Here is a 16373-nt window from a genome sequence, read left to right on the forward strand (position 1 = left end):
GGAGCTCGGCCCGCCGGAGTCGCTAGGCAAGATTTCGGGATTCGGCTGGGCGCTTGGCTATATCGGGGGGCTGTTCGCTGCAGGCTTCACGCTGGTGGCCCTGGGCGAGGCGACGGCGGCCAACTTCGAGCGCATTCGCTGGGTCGGGCCCTTCGCCGCAGGGTTTTTCCTGGTGGCGGCGATCCCCACGTTTTTGTGGCTCAAGGAGCGCGGCACGCCCCGGCCCGGCGGCGTCTCCTACCGCGCCATCGCCAAGCGTCAGGTGCTGGGCACGCTCGACGAGCTTCGCCACTTCAAGGATCTGACCCGCTTTCTGGTGTCGCTGCTGTTCTCGATGGCCGGGGTCTACATCATCATCGCCTTCGCCTTCATCTACGGTGCCCAGGTGATCGGCTGGGACGAGAGCGTGCGCAACATCATGTTCATCGTCGTGCAGGTGACCGCTGCCGCCGGGGCGCTGGGCTTCGGTTTCCTTCAGGACCGGATCGGCGCCAAGCGCACCTATCAGATGACCCTGGCGCTCTGGGTGCTGGCGATCCTGGCGATCTGGGCGACGCCGGAGCTGACCGCCTGGGCCAACGCCGCCTTCGGCTGGCAGTGGCAGGCGCAGTACGTGTTTCTTTACGTGGGGTGCCTGGCCGGGCTGAGCCTGGGCTCGAGCCAGTCCGCCAGTCGCGCCCTGGTCGGCGTGTTCTCGCCCCAGCCCAAGTCGGCGGAGTTCTTCGGCTTCTGGGGGCTCTCCAACAAGCTCGCGGGGGTGCTGGGCATCGTGATGCTGGGCGTACTGCAGGCGCTGGTCGGTCTGCAAGCGTCTATTCTTCTATGTGCGGGACTGTTCATCATCGCCATGCTGATCTGTGTCGGGGTCGACGAGCGCCGGGGTCGACAAGCAGCGCTTGACTGGGAAGGCCCCTGAGGAGGGACGAATGAGATCGCTCGATGCCCAGCGCGGCGGGATCGTGATGATGCTGCTGTTCTGGATCGTGCTGCTGGGCGCGGGAACCTGGCTGATCGACGGCGGCTTCACCAAGCTCAGCACGCCCAATGCCCACGTGGTGAACGCCTCGCCCGACGGCGCGCCGGTCACGCTCAAGCGCAATCGCTCCGGGCACTTCGAGGCGCCCGGCGAAATCAATGGCGAGCCGGTGACCTTCTTGCTCGATACCGGCGCGACCTACGTCAACGTGCCCCAGGAGCTCGCCGCTCGCCTGGCACTGGTTCCCGGGCGCAGCGCCTGGTTCAATACCGCCAACGGTCGAGTGCAGGGCAACCTGACCGAACTCGACGAAGTGGTGCTGGGCGGCCTGCGTGCGCAGAGCGTGCAAGGGTCGATCAGCCCCGGCATGGAGCATGATACGGTGCTGCTGGGCATGAGCTTTCTGAACCTGTTCGCCATCGAAATGGCCGACGGCGAGATGCGCCTGCGCCTGCCCGAGCCGTGAGGCTCGCATGTCGTCGAGGAAGTGCTATGCTGTTCGACGTAAGGATACCAACCCATCGATGTCGAGGTAGGGTTCACCCCTGTCGATGTCGACCGATCAAGGAGAACGATTATGGGTATTGAAGTCGGTGGATTGCTGGGACTCATCTGGCTCGTCATTGTCATCTGGGCCATCGTCAAGGTCGCCAAGAGTCCGGCGAGCAGTCTCGCCAAGCTGGTCTGGATTCTGGTGCTGCTGATCTTCCCGCTGGTGGGATTGATCGCCTGGTTCCTGTTCGGTCCCAAGGGATAGCACGGGCGAACGCACGAACTACCCGCCCTACACGAGAAAGCAGGCCTTCGGGCCTGCTTTCTCGTTGGTGCTTGTGCTTGGCGTATGACCGCGCCGCGAGCGCTCGATCAGTGCTGAGAGCCGCTCTCTTCATTAGGCGGCGCCTTGTAGTGCCCTGGAATGGTCAGTTTTTCACCGTTGGGTAGATCGCGCACCTGGGTGGGTACGTAGACACGCTTGATGACGCTCTTGGCCTTCTGATTGCCCATTGCCTCCTCCTGCCGCTTCAGAAATCACGGTTGACAGCTTGCCCGGTCAACATTAGACCTCAATAAATCAAGAATCAAGCGTCGAAAAATGACGCTTGGCGGGCGGCAGGGGCGCCATCTTTCGCCGTGGCGCCACCGGGTCTTGCAATTTCGCTCGCCAACGTTAATAAAGAGTAAGCAAGTGTTACTATTGATCGTTTGGCGAGATCGCCGAGCCATCATTCGACCACGGGGAGCATCACCATGACCGAGGGAACGGGAGCCGACCATGATTGACCATCCCGATCAAGACCACGTGCTGATCATCGAAGATGACAAGCGCCTGGCCGAGCTCACCCGAGACTACCTGGAGAACAACGGTTTCCGGGTGACCATCGAGGCCGACGGCGCCAAGGGCGTCGAGCGCATCATGGAGCTTGCGCCGGACCTGGTCATCCTCGACCTGATGCTCCCCGGCGAAGATGGGCTGTCGATCTGCCGTCGGGTGCGACCCAACTTCGCCGGTCCCATCATGATGCTGACCGCGCGCACCGACGATCTCGACCAGGTGCTGGGGCTCGAGATGGGCGCCGACGACTACGTGCCCAAGCCGGTGCAGCCCCGGGTGTTGCTGGCGCGCATGCGGGCGCTGCTGCGCCGCGCCGACGCGCCGGCTGCGCCCAACGGTGAAGTGCGCCTGCAGTTCTCCAACCTCGAGATCGACAGCGCCACTCGCGAGGCGTGGCTCGACGGCGAGCGCATCGACCTGACCAGCGCCGAGTTCGACCTGCTCTGGCTGCTGGCCCGCAACGCCGGCACCGTGTTGACCCGCGAGGAGATCTTCAACGACCTGCGCGGTATCAAGTACGATGGCCAGGACCGCTCGATCGACGTGCGCGTCTCGCGCATCCGCCCGAAGATCGGCGACGACCCCCACCAGCCCCACCGCATCAAGACGGTGCGCAGCAAGGGCTATCTGTTCGTCAAGGATAGCTAGGATGCGAGCGCGTCCGGCGGTTTTCGCTGCATCGAAGAGGTAAGCGACATGTCGCGCGTGCTCGGCCATGGCTCCTTTCTGCGCTTCTACGTCCTGCTGGGGCTTTCGCTGTGCGTGGTGTTCCTGCTCACCATCGGCGGGCGCACCTTCATCGAGCAGGTGCGCCGGGAAGAGTTTCGCGAAAGGATGGCGAGCCTTCCGATGACGCTGATGACCGAGCAGCTCGCTGCACTGCCGCCTGCGCGCCGCGAGGCGCGCCTGAACATCTTTGCCCAGCAGCTCGGCATGCAACTGGCGCTGCGACCCCTGGATAGCGCCGAGCTGAACTATTTCGAGAAGGCGCGCCTGAAGCGCGGCGGCATCCTGATCGACGAGGACCCCTGGCAGTTGCGCCAGCGCCTTCCCGACGACGGCGTGTCGCCGAGCAGCGTGCTGAGCGCCACCTTCGTCGGCTGGAGCGAGCGGCAGTGGCAGGGCAGCCTGGTCGCGCTCGGCGAGTGGCTTTCGCGCACGCCCTATGCCGACCGGCCCGAGCTGCTCTCACGCCTGCACTCGACGGGCTGGCCCTTGGCCCTGCTCACTGCGCTTCCCGAGGATCTCACCCCTGCCCAGCATCAGCAGCTCGATCGCGGTGACGTGGTGATGCGCCTGGTGAACGAACAGCTGTCGCTGTCGTTTCTCTACCAGGTGCCGGGCAACGAGCAGTGGCTCAAGGCCGGACCCATCGCCCGGCGCGAGACGCTGCCCTTGAGCCTTCATCTGCCGCTGCTGATCGGCGTGATGGTGGTACTGAGCCTGATCATCTATCTCATCATGCGCAGCATCGAGGCGCGCATGGCGCGCCTGGAACTGGCCGCCACGCGCATCGCCAGCGGCCGGCTGGAGACCCGGGTGAAGGTCGAGAGCGGCGACTTCCTGGGCCGGCTGGGCATGGCCTTCAACGCCATGGCGAGTCAGGTGCAGACGCTGCTCAAGGGGCAGCAGGAGATGATCCGCGCGGTCTCCCACGAGCTTCGAACGCCGGTGGCGCGGATTCGCTTCGCGGTGCAGATGGTCGAGGACATGACCGAGGAGCCGGCGATCCGCCGCCAGCTCCAGGGTATCGATGCCGACATCGCCGAGCTCGACGATCTGGTCGACGAGATTCTTACCTACGCCCGCCTGGGCGGCGGGCCGGGTCACGGCGACGAGCTCGACATGGCGCCGGTGGAGTGCTGCGCTATGGCGCGCCGGGTGATCGACGCGCTCACCCCGCTGCACAAGTCGCTGACGCTCAAGCTCGAGGCGGAGGGTGAGGTCGAGATTCTGGCCGAGCCGCGCTACCTGCAGCGGGCGCTGCAGAACCTGGTGAGCAACGCCTGCCGCTACGGGCGTACCCAGGTCGTCATCCGTCTCTGGGACGAGCCGCACCTGGTGCGCATCGATGTCGAGGACGACGGGCCGGGCATTCCCGTGGAGGCGCGCGGTGACATCTTCAAACCCTTCGCGCGGCTCGACGACAGCCGGGCGCGCAGCTCCGGCGGCTACGGGCTGGGGCTCTCCATCGTCCACAAGGTGATGAGCGGCCACGGCGGCAGCGTCACCATCGACGAGAGCCCGACCCTCGGCGGGGCGCGCTTTACGCTTCTGATTCCTCGTCGTGACCCGCCGGCTTGATGCCGCTGAGCACCGCGAACGACGTTTCCCGCGCGGTACGCAGGAAATCCTTCATCCAGGGCGTATGGCGCGTCTCCTCGCGAATCGCGGCGAACAGCGTGCTCCAGATGCCCGACTCGCCGAGCTTCACGGCGCTCACGTAGGCGCGCTCGAGATACTCGGTCAGCGCCCAGTTGGGCAGCGCGCACACCCCGCGACCGCTGGCCACCAGCTGCATCATCATGATGGTCAGCTCGGCGGTGCGGATTTCCCTGGGGCGCACCTCGGCGGGGGTCAGGAACTGGGTGAAGACGTCCAGGCGGGTGTGCTCGACCGGATAGGTGATCAGCGTTTCGCCGGCCAGGGCCTCGGGCTCGACGAACGCCTTCTGAGCAAACGGGTGCTGGCGAGCCACCGCCAGCAGCCCCTCGTAGCGAAACAGCGGCGCGTAGTGGATACCGTCGATGGGCTGGGGGTCGGCGGTGATCACCAGGTCGAGCTGCTCGCGGGCCAGCGCCGGCAGCGGGTCGAAGTGGTGGCCGCTGGGGATGTCGATCTCGATCTCCGGCCAGTGATCGCGAAAGTAGTCCACCGTCGGCATCAGCCACTGGAAGCAGCTGTGGCACTCGATCGCCATGTGCAGGCGGCCCTGCTCGGTCCCGGCCAGGCGGGCCAGGTCGCGCTCGGCGCGGCGCACCGACGGCAGCAGTTCGTCGGCGAGGGCGAGAAGACGAAGCCCCGCCCGAGTGAACTCGACCGGGCGGGTCTTGCGCACGAACAGCGGCCCCGCCACGCGATGCTCGAGGTCCTTCAACTGATGGGAGAGTGCCGACTGGGTCAGGTGGACGCGCTCGGCGGCTTCGACCAGCGAGCCGGTTTCGCGCAGCGCAACCAGTGTGCGCAGGTGACGTAGTTCGATCATGGGCAAGATTCACGGTTCGAACCGGCCCGGGACCGGTTCATGACGGGGCAAGGCGCGCGGTGTCGGTCGCCGCGATGATAGGGGGATAGCTTCTCATACTCCCGCGCGCTTGCCCAAGCGCGTCAGCTCTTCGAGGCGAAGGCGTAGAGCAGCGTCTCCTGGGCGCTGATCGCATCGCCTGCGCCCGGCGACTGCAGCCGGTAGCTGCCATCGCTTTGCAAGAGCCAGCTCTGGCAGTTGTCCACCAGGTAGGTCTCGAGATCCTTGCGTACCCGGTTGGCGAGCTTCTTGTCCTTGAGCGGAAAGCAGGTCTCGACGCGGTGGAACATGTTGCGCGGCATGAAGTCGGCGCTCGAGCACCATATCTCGGGCTTGCCGCCGTTATGGAAGTGGAACACCCGGGTATGCTCGAGAAACCGTCCGATGATCGAGCGTACGCGGATGTTCTCCGACACGCCCTTCACCCCTGGACGCAGGCAGCACATGCCGCGAATGATCAGGTCGCACTCCACGCCCGCTTGCGAAGCGCGGTAGAGTGCCTTGATCAGCTTGGGCTCGGTGAGCGAGTTGCACTTGATGATGATGTGGCTGCGCTTGCCCTTGGCGGCGAACTGGGCCTCGCGGTCGATCATCTCGACGAGCCTCGGGTGCAGCGTGAAGGGGGCGTGCAGGAGAGTGTCGATTCGGCGTGCCTGGCCCATGCCGGAGAGCTGCTGGAAGACCCGGTGCACGTCGGCGCACAGCGTCTGGTTGGCGGTCAGCAGGCTGTAGTCGGTGTAGAGCTTGGCGGTCTTGGCGTGGTAGTTGCCGGTGCCGAGGTGGGCATAGTGGCGCAGCTCGCCCTTTTCGCGGCGCACGATATGCAGCATCTTGGCGTGGGTCTTGTAGGCCATGATGCCGTAGATCACGATGGCGCCAGCCTCCTGCAGGCGCGAGGCGAGCTGCAGGTTGTCGGCTTCGTCGAAGCGCGCGCGCAGCTCGATCACCACCGTGACCTCCTTGCCCTGGCTTGCCGCATCGACCAAGGCGCCGACGATCGACGAGTCCGCCCCGGTGCGATAGAGCGTCTGCTTGATCGCCAGCACGTCCGGGTCACGCGCCGCCTCGCGCAGCAGATCCTCGATGGGCGAGAACGACTGGAACGGGTGGTGGAGCAGGATGTCCTGCCGGGTGATGGCATCGAACAGGCTGCCTTCCTTCAGCGCCTTGGGCACGCTCGGCGTGAAGGGGCGGTAGCGCAGCTCGGGCCGGTCGACGTCGCCCAGTACCGACATCATGCGCGTCAGGTTCACCGGCCCCTCGACCCGGTAGAGATCCTCCAGGCCCAGGTCGAACTGGCGCAGCAGGAAATCGGTCAGCCCCTCCGGGCAGTTATTGGCCACCTCCAGGCGCACGCCGCTGCCGTAGCGTCGGGCAAGCAGTTCGCCCTTGAGCGCCGAAGCGAGATCCGACACCTCTTCCGGGTCGACGCTGAGATCCGCGTTGCGGGTCAGCCGGAACTGGTAGCAGCCGAGCACGCGCATGCCGGGGAACAGCTCCTCGGCGTGGGCGTGGATCATCGACGACAGGAACACGTACTCGGCGAAGCCCTCGGCGCACAGCTCCCGGGGCAGGGCGATCAGGCGCGGCAGCGAACGCGGCGCGGGCAGGATCGCCATGCCGCCGGAGCGCCCGAAGGCGTCCTTGCCCTCGAGCTCGACGATGAAGTTGAGGCTCTTGTTGACCAGTCGCGGAAACGGGTGAGAAGGGTCCAGGCCGATGGGGCTGATCACCGGCATGATCTCGGTATCGAAGAACGTGCGCACCCACGCCTTCTGTGCCTCGGTCCACTGGTCGCGGCGGCGAAAGCGCAGGCCCTGGGCCTCCAGCGCCGGCAGCAGGGTGTCGTTCAGAATCTGGTACTGGCGAGCGATCTGGCGGTGGGCGATGTCGGAAATCTCCGCCAGCACTGCCTTGGGCAGGCGGCCATCCACCGAGGTGGTGTCGTCGTTGAGAGCGATCTGGTGCTTGAGCCCGGCCACGCGGATCTCGAAGAACTCGTCCATGTTGGAGGAGAAGATCAGCAGGAACATCAGCCGGTTCAAGAGCGGGTGAGCGTCGTCCAAGGCCTGTTCGAGCACCCGGATGTTGAACTGCAGGTGGGAGAGCTCGCGGTTGAAGTAGAGCTCCGGGTCGTCCAGGTCGGTCTGCGCCAGCGCCTCCTTGGCCTGCACGCCGGTCGGGGTGCGGTTGATGCGCAGAGCCGGAAGATCACCCTCGACGCCGGCGCCCTCGACGCCTTGAAGCGGTGTGGACTCCGACGAGTGCATCTCCATGGCCTTACCCCCTGCAGAGTGGCTGTCGCGCCGGCGGCGCTTATCTTGAACGTAGTGTGAAACCTCGCATTCTGCAGGGGAAATATGACACTTCGGTGTCAGCGCGCGGGGTGCTCGGCGAGCAGGCGCGCGGCGTCGAGGGCGAAGTAGGTGAGAATGCCGTCGGCGCCGGCGCGCTTGAAGCACATCAATGACTCCAGGATCACCGCGTCGGGGTCGAGCCAGCCATGGTCGAAGGCGGCGCGGTGCATGGCGTACTCGCCGCTCACCTGGTAGGCGAAGGTGGGCACGCCCAGTTCGCTCTTGACCCGGCGCACCACGTCCAGATACGGCATGCCGGGCTTGACCATCACCATGTCGGCGCCCTCGGAAATGTCGAGCGCGACCTCGTGAATCGCCTCGTCGGTGTTGGCCGGGTCCATCTGGTAGGTGCGCTTGTCGGCTTTACCCAGGTTGCCCGCCGAGCCCACCGCATCGCGAAACGGGCCGTAGTAGGCGGAGGCGTACTTGGCGCTGTAGGCCATGATGCGCACGTTGTGCAGGTTGTCCTGCTCGAGTACCCGGCGAATGGCGCCGATACGCCCATCCATCATGTCGGAAGGGGCCAGCACGTCGGCGCCGGCCTCGGCGTGGGAGAGCGCCTGCTTGAGTAGCGTGTCCACGGTACGGTCGTTCTGCACGTAGCCCTGCTCGTCGAGAATGCCGTCCTGGCCGTGGCTGGTGTAGGGGTCGAGTGCCACGTCGGTGATCAGGCCAAGCTCCGGCAGCGCGGCCTTGAGCGCGCGCACGCAGCGCTGGATCAGGCCGCTGGCGTTGTAGGCTTCCTCGGCGAGCTCGCTCTTGTGCTCCGGGCCGACCACCGGGAACAGCGCCAGCGCCGGGATGCCGAGTTCGAAAGCTTCGCGGGCCTGCTCGATCAGAAGATCGATGGAGAGGCGCTCGACGCCGGGCATCGAGTCCACCGCCTCGCGCTGGTTCTCGCCCTCGAGCACGAACACCGGCAGGATCAGGTCGGACGGGCTCAGGTGGGATTCACGCATCAGACGGCGCGAGAAGTCGTCGCGGCGCATGCGGCGCATGCGGGTGGCGGGAAACTGACGGGGTGTGCTCATGAACTCTCCGCTTGGCTCGTAGGAGTAAGGCCTTTTCGACACGAGTATATCAGCCACGGCCTGCGGCGAAAGCCGCCTTGTGGCGCTCGTCGAGAGTGACTAGAGTGTCGATTCGACCATGGCGCTGGCTTCGCGCGCATGGACATAACCAAGGGAGTGAGGCATGGGCAAACAAGTAGCAGTGATTCTGGCCGGCTGCGGCGCTTATGATGGATCGGAGATTTACGAAACCACGCTGACGCTTCTACGCCTGGATCAACTGGGGATCGGCTACCGCGCCTTCGCACCGGACATCGAGGCGCACCACGTCATCGACCACCGGACCCAGGACGTGACCGAGGGCGAGGCGCGCAACGTGCTCACGGAGTCCGCGCGGCTGATGCGTGGCGACATCCAGCCGATCGACGAGCTCGACGCCGACGCCTTCGATGCCGTGATCGTTCCCGGCGGCTTCGGGGTGGCCAAGAACCTTTGCGACTTCGCCGAGAAGGGCGATGCCATGGAGGTGCTCGAAAGCCTCAAGCCCGCACTCGCCGCCTTCAAGGAGGACGCCAAGCCCATCGGCCTGATGTGCATCGCGCCGGTGCTGGTGCCGAAGCTTCTCGGCGACGGCATCGCGGTGACCATCGGCCGCGACCCGGGCGTATCCGGCGCGATCAGCGCCATGGGCGGGCTGCACCGGGGCTGCGATGTCGACGACATCGTGGTGGATCTCGAGCACCGGGTGGTGACCACGCCGGCCTACATGCAGGCCACGCGCATCAGCGAGGCGGCCAGCGGCATCTTCAAGCTGGTCGAGCGGATCGACGAGATGATCGACCAGACCCGCAACTGAGCCCCGGACCCCGCCGGATACGAAAAAGCCTCTGCAGGTCGCAGAGGCTTTTTTCGATCGACGGCCCGGCGCTAGTCGGTCGCGTCCTCGGCGGCCTGCCGGCGCCGACGCACCAGCCGGCCGAACAGCAGGCCCACCTCGTAGAGCAGGTACATGGGGATCGCCAGGAGGCTCTGCGAGATCACGTCCGGCGGGGTCAGAAGCATGCCGATCACGAAACACCCCAGGATGATGTAGGGGCGCTTCTGCGACAGGCTCTCCACGGTGGTCGCCCCGGAGAGGATCAGCAGAAACGTCGCGATGGGAATCTCGAAGGCCACGCCGAAGGCGAAGAACAGCTTCAGCACGAAGTTCAGGTACTGGTTGATGTCGGTCATCACCGCCACGTTGGCCGGGCCCGTCTGGGTGAAGAACTCGAACAGCAGCGGGAACACCACGTAGTAGGCGAAGGCCGCGCCGGCATAGAACAGCGCCACGCTCGAGACCAGAATCGGTATCGCCAGTGCCTTCTCGTTGTCGTAGAGCCCCGGGGCGATGAATGCCCAAGCCTGATGAAGCACGAAGGGAATCGCCAGGAACACCGCGACCACCAGGGTCAGCTTGAACGGCGCCAGAAAGGGCGAGGCCACTTCTGTCGCGATCATCTGCGAGCCCGGCGGCAGCATGGCCATCAGGGGGTCGGCCACGAAGGTATAGAGATCGTTGGCGAAGGCGTAGAGCGCCAAAAAGATGACCACGATGACCACCACCGCCTTGATCAGGCGCGAGCGCAGCTCGATCAGGTGCTCGATCAACGGGGCCTGGCTCTGGTCTTCGCGCGCCTTGTCTGAATCGCCCGGCTTGCTCATGGGGAGGTGCTGTCCTTCTTCGGGTCGGCCTTCCTCGGGTCGGCCTTCTTCGGATCGGTGTCGGCGGGTGCGTCGGTGGCCGGTGCCGGCGAGACCACGGGCTCCTCGTGAACCGTCTTCAGCGCGTCGTCGAGATGAGTTCTGGCTTCTTCCACGTACTTGTCGGCCTGTGCGGAGTTGCCGCCCGGGCGCGAGGTGACGCGCGTAACATCGGCGATGCGCTCCACGTCGCGCTTGGCCTGGGAGAGGCTCTCGTCGAGCTTCTTCTGCTGGTCGCTGAGCTTCTGGCGAAGCTCCTCGGCCTCGAGCTGAGCGGTGATCTCGCGCTGCATGCCGGATACCGTTCGCTTGATCTTGCCGATCCACATGCCGGTGGTGCGCGCGGCCTTCGGCAGCCGCTCGGGACCGAGCACCACCAGCGCCACGATACCGATGAGCATGAGTTCGAGAAAGCCGATATCCAGCATGGCTTACGGACGCTCCTCGAAGCGCTTCTCGTCCGCCTTGCGCTTCTCTTCGGCCTGGACGTCGAACGTGTTGCCCGGCTCCTCGTGGGCGACGCGGGCGGCGTCGTCGCGCTCGGCACTTTTGTCTTTTTCGTCTTCGCTCATGGCACTCTTGAACCCTTTGACCGCGCCGCCGAGATCGGTGCCGACGTTGCGCAGCTTCTTGGTGCCGAAGATCAGGATGATGATGCCCAGAACGATCAGGAGCTGCCAGATACTGATGCCACCTAACATAGTCGTTTCCTCATGAAGAAAAGGATCAAAGAACGGGTGATTTCTTGTTCGGGATCAGCGCTGCCGGGACGCCTTTTCGTCGTGGCCCGAGACCCCGAAACGGCGGGCGAGCTCGTCGAGCACGCTTTCATGATCGAGCCCAAGATGCGAGAGCATGACCAGGCTATGAAACCACAGATCCGCGGTTTCGGCGATAACCGCCTGACGCTCGCGCTCGCCGCCGTGCTCGGCATCCTTGGCGGCGAGCACGACCTCGACGGCCTCTTCGCCCACCTTCTCGAGAATCTTGTTGAGCCCCTTGTGATGCAGGGAGGCGACGTAGGAGTCTTCCGGTGCGGCGTGGCGGCGCTGGTCAAGCACCCGGGCGAGGTGGTCGAGAACGGGCGAGGTGTCGGCGGTGCTCATCGAAATCCTTGGGTCAATGCGCTTGAATGGAAAAGGGGCGCCTGATGGCATGAGTGTAGCGTAGCTTGGGCGCCATTACTGCCATAAAAGCAGGATCAGGCCGGCGCCGGCCGCGGCGAGCAGCGGCCAGGGCTGGGCCAGCGCCCAATCGCTCAGGGGCTGCCAGGCCAGGGCCACGGCCACCAGCGCCACGCCGATGCGCAGGCGGTGATGGCGCTTTCTCTGCTGGGCGTACTTCGCCTCGAGCTCGGTGATGGCGTTGGCCTGGGCATGGCGCTGGCGATGCTCCTGCTCCATGCGACCCAGCGCCTGGTGGGCGAGCACCGGAAGCTCCGGCAATTGACGGGAAAGCTCCGGCGCCTGGCGCTTGAGCGACTCCCAAAGCCCCCCGACCCCGGCGCGCTCCTTCATCCACTGCTCGAGATACGGCTTTGCGGTGCTCCACAGGTCGAGCTCCGGGTAGAGCTGGCGCCCCAGGCCCTCGATGTTGAGAAGCGTCTTCTGCAAGAGCACCAGCTGCGGCTGCACTTCCATGTTGAAGCGCCGCGCGGTCTGGAAGAGACCCAAAAGCACCTGACCGAAGGAGATGTCCTTGAGCGGCTTTTCCAGGATCGGCTCGCACACCGTGCGAATGGCGGCGGCGAACTCGTTGGCGCGGGTGTTTTCACCGACCCAGCCGGACTCGATATGAAGGGCCGCCACCTCGTAGTAGTCCTGGTGGAAGAAGGCCAGCAGGTTGCGCGCCAGATAGTCCTGATCTTCCCGGGTGAGGCTGCCGACGATCCCGCAATCGATGGCGATGTACTGCGGGTCCTGAGGGTTGTCGGCGTTGACGAAGATGTTGCCCGGGTGCATGTCGGCGTGAAAGAAGTTGTCGCGAAACACCTGGGTGAAGAACAGCTCGACCCCGCGCTCGGCGAGCTTCTTGAGATTCACGCCCTTTTTCATCAGGGTGTCGAGATCCGCCACCGGCACCCCGTGGATGCGCTCCTGGACCATGACGTGGCGCCGAGTGAAGGGCCAGTAGATGGTCGGCACGAACAACAGCGGCGAATCCTTGAAATTGCGCTTGAGCTGGGAGGTGTTGGCGGCCTCCTTGTAGAGATCCAGCTCGTCGAACAGCGTCGACTCGTAGTCGCGGATCACCTCCACCGGGCGCAGCCGGCGCGCCTCGGGCACCCGGGCCAGCAGCTTGGCGACGCGGTACATCAGCGCCATGTCCTGGCGCATGATCGCATCGATGCCGGGGCGGATGATCTTGACCACCACCTCCTCGCCGCTGTGCAGGGTGGCGGCGTGTACCTGGGCGATGGAGGCCGACGCCAGCGGCGCGCGATCGAAACTCGCGAAGGCCTCGTCCAGCGTCATCTCGAGCTCTTTCTCGACCCGCGCGACGGCCCGCTCGCCGGGGAACGGCGGCACCTGGTCCTGAAGCCTTCTGAGTTCGTCGGAGATGTCGTCCGGCAGCAGGTCGCGGCGGGTCGAGAGCATCTGGCCGAACTTGATGAAGATCGGCCCCAGCGACTCCAGCGCCAGACGCAGGCGCTCGCCACGCGAGCGCTGGCCGACGGGGATCAGGCGCAGCGGCATGAACCACATCAGAAGGCGCGACCACAGCGGCAGGCGCTCGACGGGAACCAGCGTGTCAAGGCGATGGCGGGCGATCACCCAGAGGATCTTGAACAGCCGCAGGCTCATGAAGCGCGCTCCGTGGCCAGCGCCTTCAGGCGCCGCTCCAGGCGATGAAAGCGCGCTTCCAGCCGGTCGGTGGCCTCGTCGAGCTCGGTAAGGGCATCGCGCAGCACCTCGCGCTGAGCGCGCCCGGGCAGAAGCTTGGCTTCCTCGAAGACGTACTCGGAGACGTCCTGAAAGAGCTCCTCCTTGGCGCGCAGGCCAAAGCGGCCCAGCCGGCGCATGCCCTGGGCGAGCGAGTGGGCGGGGGTCGCGCCGAGCCAGGTGGCGAGCTCGCCTTCCCAGTCGAGATCCAGGTCGAAGAACAGCTCCCGGGTAGCTTCCAGCACACCGATGCGCCCGCGCACCGCCAGCTTGCCCTCGAACATCAAGCGCTCGAGCGACGCGCCGCCAAGCCATTCCGATAAGGTTTCCGGGGTGAGCTCGACGACGGCGTCCGCCTCGGATTCGTCGACCTCGTCGCCGGACAGCAGGTCGACACCGGCCGCGTGGTAGGCGAGCAGCAGGGCCAGGTGGGGTTTCTCGAACCGGATCAGAAGCCGGCTGCCGGCCAGCGCCGCCAGCCGGTTGGGGGCTGCCGGGTCACGGGCGAGCAGCGCGTTGAGGGTACGTTCACAACCGGCCAGCAGCAGGGTCGGGGTTAACAGCATGACCACCTCGGGGCCGTCGGCGTCGGTGTCCGCCGCGTCATAGCTTGATCCCGCGGTGCAGCGCGACGATGCCGCCGGTCAGGTTGGTGTACTCGACACGCTCGAGGCCGGCGGCCTCCATCATCGCCTTCAGCGTCTCCTGGTCCGGGTGCATGCGGATCGACTCGGCAAGATAGCGATAGCTTTCGCCATCCTTGGCCACCAGCTCCCCGATCCTGGGCAGAAAACGGAACGAGTACTCGTCGTAGGCCTTGGTCAGCAGCGGGTTGGCGGGCTTGGAGAACTCCAGCACCAAAAGGCGACCGCCGGGCTTGAGCACGCGCGCCATCGAGCGCAGCGCGGCGTCCTTGTCGGTGACGTTGCGCAGGCCGAAGGCGATGGTGATGCAGTCGAAGTGGTTGTCCGGGAAGGGCAGGCACTCGGCGTTGGCCTGGACGTACTCGACGTTGCCGCCCACGCCGTTGTCGATCAGCTTGTCACGGCCGACATTGAGCATCGAGGCGTTGATGTCGGCGAGCACCACCTTGCCGCGCGGGCCGACCAGGCGCGAGAACTTGAGGGTCAGGTCGCCCGTGCCGCCGGCGATGTCCAGCACCCGATGGCCCGGGCGCACCCCGGCGCGCTCGATGGTCAGGCGCTTCCACACCCGATGGATGCCGAAGGACATCAGATCGTTCATCACGTCGTAGCGCGCGGCCACCGAGTGGAAGACATCGGCGACGCGAGAGGCTTTCTCGTCGAGCGGAACTTCCTGGTAGCCGAAATGGGTCGTGCGCTTTTCCGTGGGGCTCATGAGGCGGCAGGCTCCCGAGTTCGAGGCGGAGGTCGATGGCGCGGCGGCCATCGCTTGAATTGGGTTGGCTGTATTGTAGCCTTCTCTTGGCCGCTTTGTCTGCGCCGGGGCGCAATCGTCACAGCTCCTTGAAAAGAATCCCCTTGGGCTCGCGGGAGGCACCGGCGCTGGCCAGCTGATCCAGGTATTCCGCCCAGTAGGTATCCTGGTGGGTGGCGATCTCGTAAAGGTAGTCCCAGCTGTAGAGGCCGCTGTCGTGGCCATCGTCGAAGTGCAGCTTGAGCGCGTAGTGGCCGGTCTGGGTGATGTTCAAGAGGCCTACGTCGCGCTTGCCGGTCTGCAGCACGGCGCTGTCGGCGCCGTGGCCGCGCACTTCCGCCGAGGGGGAGTAGACGCGCAGGAGTTCGATCGGCACGCGGTAGTGAAGATCGCCCGGGTAGGTCAGCTCCAGCAGGCGGTTTTTCTTGTGGTAGTGCACGTGGGTAGGGATCGGGCTGTCCATGAGGCTCTCCTTGAGCGAGCGGTGAATGGACGACAGGCGGGCGCGAGCACCCGCCTGCAAGGCGTGGACCTGGATTCGAGGTGTCAGCCTACAGAATATAGCGCGACAGGTCCTCGTCGACGGCAAGCTCCCCGAGCTGGGCGTTGACGTAGTCGGCGTCGACCACCAGGGGGCTGTCCATGTCGCCGCCCTTGAAGGAGGCCTCTTCCAGCAGGCGCTCCATCACGGTGTGCAGGCGCCGCGCGCCGATGTTCTCGGTGCCTTCGTTGACCTGCCAGGAGATCTCGGCGATGCGCTCGATGCCGTCCGGAGTGAACTCGACGTCGAGCCCTTCGGTGGCGAGCAGCGCCTGGTACTGCTTGGTGAGCGAGGCCGACGGCTCGGTCAGGATGCGCTTGAAGTCGTGGGGCGTGAGCGCATCGAGCTCGACGCGGATCGGCAGGCGGCCCTGCAGCTCCGGAATCAGGTCCGACGGGCGCGACAGATGGAAGGCACCGGAGGCGATGAACAGAATGTGGTCGGTCTTGACCATGCCGTACTTGGTCGAGACGGTCGAGCCTTCGATCAGCGGCAGCAGGTCGCGCTGCACGCCTTCGCGGGAAACCTCGCCGCCGCTCGACTGGCCGCTGCCCTTGGCGACCTTGTCGATCTCGTCGAGGAACACGATGCCGTGCTGCTCGACCGCCTCGACGGCGCGCGCCTTGATCTCCTCCTCGTTGACCAGCTTGCCGGCCTCCTCGTCGCGCAGCAGCACCAGCGCTTCCTTGACGGTGACGCGGCGGTTCTCGCGCTTTTGCTGGCCCATGCTGGAGAACAAGCTCTGCAGCTGGTTGGTCATCTCCTCCATGCCCGGCGGGGTCATGATGTCCACGCCCTGGCCCTGGGAGGTGACTTCGATGTCGATCTCCTTGTCGTCGAGCTGGCCCTCGCGCAGTTTCTTGCGAAACGACTGGCGGGTGGCGTTCTC

The 16373-nt window shown here is 65.5% G+C and carries 19 protein-coding genes; 6 read left to right on the forward strand and 13 right to left on the reverse strand.

What is annotated here, in order from left to right; genetic code table 11:
• The 3 genes from BIS11_RS01375 to BIS11_RS01385 all read left to right on the forward strand — a co-directional run.
• Positions 1 to 916, forward strand: a 916-nt coding sequence (locus tag BIS11_RS01375; protein ID WP_253585675.1) for an MFS transporter, incomplete at its 5' end; no start/stop codon positions are given.
• A gap of 10 nt (positions 917 to 926) precedes the next feature.
• Complete coding sequence (locus BIS11_RS01380; protein ID WP_253420332.1) at positions 927 to 1442, forward strand: TIGR02281 family clan AA aspartic protease; 516 nt, start codon at positions 927 to 929, stop codon at positions 1440 to 1442.
• Between the two features lie 111 nt (positions 1443 to 1553).
• The gene (locus BIS11_RS01385; protein WP_227388696.1) at positions 1554 to 1733 is read left to right on the forward strand and encodes a PLDc N-terminal domain-containing protein; all 180 of its coding nucleotides are present in this window, start codon (positions 1554 to 1556) and stop codon (positions 1731 to 1733) included.
• Between the two features lie 107 nt (positions 1734 to 1840).
• On the opposite strand, the gene BIS11_RS01390 is transcribed toward BIS11_RS01385, so the two are convergent.
• Positions 1841 to 1981 (reverse strand): hypothetical protein, encoded by a 141-nt coding sequence (locus BIS11_RS01390; RefSeq protein WP_227388695.1) that lies wholly within the window; start codon positions 1979 to 1981, stop codon positions 1841 to 1843.
• Positions 1982 to 2249: 268 nt separating this feature from the next.
• On the opposite strand from BIS11_RS01390, the gene BIS11_RS01395 reads away from it, so the two are divergent.
• Together BIS11_RS01395 and BIS11_RS01400 are read left to right on the forward strand one after the other, a co-directional pair.
• Positions 2250 to 2957 (forward strand): winged helix-turn-helix domain-containing protein, encoded by a 708-nt coding sequence (locus BIS11_RS01395; RefSeq protein WP_227388694.1) that lies wholly within the window; start codon positions 2250 to 2252, stop codon positions 2955 to 2957.
• A gap of 48 nt (positions 2958 to 3005) precedes the next feature.
• Positions 3006 to 4613 (forward strand): ATP-binding protein, encoded by a 1608-nt coding sequence (locus BIS11_RS01400; protein WP_253420329.1) that lies wholly within the window; start codon positions 3006 to 3008, stop codon positions 4611 to 4613.
• Here BIS11_RS01400 and BIS11_RS01405 read toward each other — a convergent pair.
• From BIS11_RS01405 to hemB, 3 genes are all read right to left on the reverse strand, one after another.
• A complete protein-coding gene (locus BIS11_RS01405; protein WP_253420326.1) occupies positions 4576 to 5514 on the reverse strand; it encodes a LysR family transcriptional regulator in 939 nt (312 codons plus the stop codon). The genes BIS11_RS01400 and BIS11_RS01405 overlap by 38 nt on opposite strands.
• A gap of 122 nt (positions 5515 to 5636) precedes the next feature.
• Positions 5637 to 7829 (reverse strand): polyphosphate kinase 1, encoded by a 2193-nt coding sequence (gene ppk1, locus BIS11_RS01410; protein ID WP_253420323.1) that lies wholly within the window; start codon positions 7827 to 7829, stop codon positions 5637 to 5639.
• 98 nt (positions 7830 to 7927) lie between these two features.
• Positions 7928 to 8941 (reverse strand): porphobilinogen synthase, encoded by a 1014-nt coding sequence (gene hemB / locus BIS11_RS01415; protein WP_253420321.1) that lies wholly within the window; start codon positions 8939 to 8941, stop codon positions 7928 to 7930.
• A 163-nt stretch (positions 8942 to 9104) separates the two neighbouring features.
• Between hemB and elbB the strand changes: the two genes are divergently transcribed.
• Positions 9105 to 9776 (forward strand): isoprenoid biosynthesis glyoxalase ElbB, encoded by a 672-nt coding sequence (elbB, locus tag BIS11_RS01420; protein WP_253420319.1) that lies wholly within the window; start codon positions 9105 to 9107, stop codon positions 9774 to 9776.
• A gap of 71 nt (positions 9777 to 9847) precedes the next feature.
• Here the strand turns inward: elbB and tatC are convergent, their stop codons facing one another.
• From tatC to hslU, 9 genes are all read right to left on the reverse strand, one after another.
• Positions 9848 to 10624: a twin-arginine translocase subunit TatC gene (gene tatC / locus BIS11_RS01425; RefSeq protein ID WP_253420316.1), complete on the reverse strand. Its 777-nt coding sequence runs from the start codon at positions 10622 to 10624 to the stop codon at positions 9848 to 9850.
• A complete protein-coding gene (tatB, locus tag BIS11_RS01430; RefSeq protein WP_253420313.1) occupies positions 10621 to 11091 on the reverse strand; it encodes a Sec-independent protein translocase protein TatB in 471 nt (156 codons plus the stop codon). Before tatB ends, tatC begins: the two co-directional genes overlap by 4 nt.
• A 3-nt stretch (positions 11092 to 11094) precedes the next feature.
• A complete protein-coding gene (tatA, locus tag BIS11_RS01435) occupies positions 11095 to 11364 on the reverse strand; it encodes a Sec-independent protein translocase subunit TatA (protein WP_227388686.1) in 270 nt (89 codons plus the stop codon).
• Positions 11365 to 11418: 54 nt separating this feature from the next.
• A complete protein-coding gene (locus BIS11_RS01440) occupies positions 11419 to 11769 on the reverse strand; it encodes a phosphoribosyl-ATP diphosphatase (RefSeq protein ID WP_253420310.1) in 351 nt (116 codons plus the stop codon).
• 75 nt (positions 11770 to 11844) lie between these two features.
• Positions 11845 to 13467, reverse strand: coding sequence for a ubiquinone biosynthesis regulatory protein kinase UbiB (gene ubiB, locus BIS11_RS01445; RefSeq protein WP_253585676.1), 1623 nt, complete (start codon positions 13465 to 13467; stop codon positions 11845 to 11847).
• Positions 13464 to 14111, reverse strand: a complete 648-nt coding sequence (locus BIS11_RS01450; RefSeq protein WP_253426039.1) for an SCP2 domain-containing protein — start codon at positions 14109 to 14111, stop codon at positions 13464 to 13466. Before BIS11_RS01450 ends, ubiB begins: the two co-directional genes overlap by 4 nt.
• Before the next feature lie 37 nt (positions 14112 to 14148).
• Positions 14149 to 14904, reverse strand: a complete 756-nt coding sequence (gene ubiE / locus BIS11_RS01455; protein ID WP_253426042.1) for a bifunctional demethylmenaquinone methyltransferase/2-methoxy-6-polyprenyl-1,4-benzoquinol methylase UbiE — start codon at positions 14902 to 14904, stop codon at positions 14149 to 14151.
• A gap of 118 nt (positions 14905 to 15022) precedes the next feature.
• Positions 15023 to 15406, reverse strand: coding sequence for a gamma-butyrobetaine hydroxylase-like domain-containing protein (locus BIS11_RS01460; protein WP_227389198.1), 384 nt, complete (start codon positions 15404 to 15406; stop codon positions 15023 to 15025).
• Between the two features lie 88 nt (positions 15407 to 15494).
• Positions 15495 to 16373, reverse strand: an 879-nt coding sequence (gene hslU, locus BIS11_RS01465; RefSeq protein WP_253585677.1) for an ATP-dependent protease ATPase subunit HslU, incomplete at its 5' end; no start/stop codon positions are given.

The organism is Halomonas sp. 707D4, assembly GCF_024158685.1.
GTDB lineage: Bacteria > Pseudomonadota > Gammaproteobacteria > Pseudomonadales > Halomonadaceae > Vreelandella.

Bases quoted from the DNA above. Each gene is read 5' to 3' on its own strand.
- BIS11_RS01380 (WP_253420332.1), top strand. From the start codon at position 927: ATGAGATCGCTCGATGCCCAGCGCGGCGGGATCGTGATGATGCTGCTG.
- BIS11_RS01385 (WP_227388696.1), top strand. From the start codon at position 1,554: ATGGGTATTGAAGTCGGTGGATTGCTGGGACTCATCTGGCTCGTCATT.
- BIS11_RS01390 (WP_227388695.1), bottom strand. From the start codon at position 1,981: ATGGGCAATCAGAAGGCCAAGAGCGTCATCAAGCGTGTCTACGTACCC.
- BIS11_RS01395 (WP_227388694.1), top strand. From the start codon at position 2,250: ATGATTGACCATCCCGATCAAGACCACGTGCTGATCATCGAAGATGAC.
- BIS11_RS01400 (WP_253420329.1), top strand. From the start codon at position 3,006: ATGTCGCGCGTGCTCGGCCATGGCTCCTTTCTGCGCTTCTACGTCCTG.
- BIS11_RS01405 (WP_253420326.1), bottom strand. From the start codon at position 5,514: ATGATCGAACTACGTCACCTGCGCACACTGGTTGCGCTGCGCGAAACC.
- ppk1 (WP_253420323.1), bottom strand. From the start codon at position 7,829: ATGGAGATGCACTCGTCGGAGTCCACACCGCTTCAAGGCGTCGAGGGC.
- hemB (WP_253420321.1), bottom strand. From the start codon at position 8,941: ATGAGCACACCCCGTCAGTTTCCCGCCACCCGCATGCGCCGCATGCGC.
- elbB (WP_253420319.1), top strand. From the start codon at position 9,105: ATGGGCAAACAAGTAGCAGTGATTCTGGCCGGCTGCGGCGCTTATGAT.
- tatC (WP_253420316.1), bottom strand. From the start codon at position 10,624: ATGAGCAAGCCGGGCGATTCAGACAAGGCGCGCGAAGACCAGAGCCAG.
- tatB (WP_253420313.1), bottom strand. From the start codon at position 11,091: ATGCTGGATATCGGCTTTCTCGAACTCATGCTCATCGGTATCGTGGCG.
- tatA (WP_227388686.1), bottom strand. From the start codon at position 11,364: ATGTTAGGTGGCATCAGTATCTGGCAGCTCCTGATCGTTCTGGGCATC.
- BIS11_RS01440 (WP_253420310.1), bottom strand. From the start codon at position 11,769: ATGAGCACCGCCGACACCTCGCCCGTTCTCGACCACCTCGCCCGGGTG.
- ubiB (WP_253585676.1), bottom strand. From the start codon at position 13,467: ATGAGCCTGCGGCTGTTCAAGATCCTCTGGGTGATCGCCCGCCATCGC.
- BIS11_RS01450 (WP_253426039.1), bottom strand. From the start codon at position 14,111: ATGCTGTTAACCCCGACCCTGCTGCTGGCCGGTTGTGAACGTACCCTC.
- ubiE (WP_253426042.1), bottom strand. From the start codon at position 14,904: ATGAGCCCCACGGAAAAGCGCACGACCCATTTCGGCTACCAGGAAGTT.
- BIS11_RS01460 (WP_227389198.1), bottom strand. From the start codon at position 15,406: ATGGACAGCCCGATCCCTACCCACGTGCACTACCACAAGAAAAACCGC.